Here is a 1249-nt window from a genome sequence, read left to right on the forward strand (position 1 = left end):
TGACGTGACCCCCGTTTCTTCATCCATCTGGAACTAGAGACCGGCCCCTCGAAGGGACGGACGGAATGAAGCGGAAGCAGTTTTCGGAAGAGCAGATCATTGGCATCCTGAAGGAGGCCGAGGCGGGGGCGGTGGTGACGGAGCTGTGCCGCAAGCACGGGATGTCGAGCGCGACCTACTATGCGTGGAAGGCGAAGTTCGGCGGCCTGGAGGTGTCTGACGCAAAGCGGCTGCGGTCGCTCGAAGAGGAGAACGCCCGGCTCAAACGGTTATTGGCGGACACGATGCTCGACAACGCGGGGTTGAAAGACCTGCTGTCAAAAAAGTGGTGACGCCCGCCGCGAAGCGGCAAGCGGTCGCGCATCTCCAGGCGACGTTAGGGATGAGCGAGCGGCGGGCGTGCATGGTCATTGGGGCAGACCGCACGAGCATGCGGTATCGCTCGTGCCGGTCGGATGATGGCGACCTGCGGTCGCGTTTGCGTGAGCTGGCGCAGCAGCGCCGGCGGTTCGGCTATCGGCGTCTGCACATCTTGCTTCGCCGGGACGGCATCACGATCAACCGCAAGAAGACCCAGCGGCTCTATCGTGAGGAAGGGCTGACTGTCAGGCGCCGGAAGGGACGAAAGCGTGCCACAGGCAGCCGGGCGCCCGCGCCGGTGCTGGCACTTCCCAATCAGCGCTGGAGCCTGGACTTCGTGCACGACCAGCTCGTTACCGGCCGACGGTTCCGCGTGCTCAACATCGTCGACGACGTCACGCGCGAATGCCTCCGGGCGGTAGTGGACACTTCAATCTCGGGCCGGCGGGTCGTGCGCGAGCTGGCCGATCTGATCGCCGAGCGCGGCAGGCCGAAGATGATCGTCAGCGACAACGGGACTGAACTGACGTCGAACGCGGTGCTCGTCTGGTCGGGAGATGTCGGCGTCGAGTGGCACTACATCGCGCCTGGCAAGCCGACGCAGAATGGCTTTGTCGAGAGCTTCAACGGTCGCATGCGCGACGAGCTCCTCAACGAGACGCTGTTCTTCACCATCGGTCAGGCCCGCTCGATTCTGGCGCGCTGGGTCGACGACTATAACACCGAGCGGCCACACTCTTCGCTCGGCTACGATACCCCGGCTGCGTTCGCTGCCGGGCTCGAACAGCAACGAGCGGGGTTAACCCCGCCCGTTGCTTCACCTGCGCTCATGCGCGAAAACCACGGTCGGCCTCTGGTTGCCGCTGGATGAAAGACCGGGGTCACGTCA

The 1249-nt window shown here is 64.4% G+C and carries 1 pseudogene; it reads left to right on the forward strand.

Going from position 1 to position 1249, the window contains the following annotated elements:
- Nucleotides 1-65 precede the first annotated feature (65 nt).
- A pseudogene (locus tag CA237_RS19430) lies at nt 66-1135 on the forward strand (IS3 family transposase); the annotation flags it as partial.
- Between the last annotated feature and the right edge of the window lie 114 nt (nt 1136-1249).

The organism is Sphingomonas sp. ABOLH (assembly GCF_003951715.1).
GTDB classification, from domain to species: Bacteria; Pseudomonadota; Alphaproteobacteria; order Sphingomonadales; family Sphingomonadaceae; genus Sphingomonas; species Sphingomonas hankookensis_A.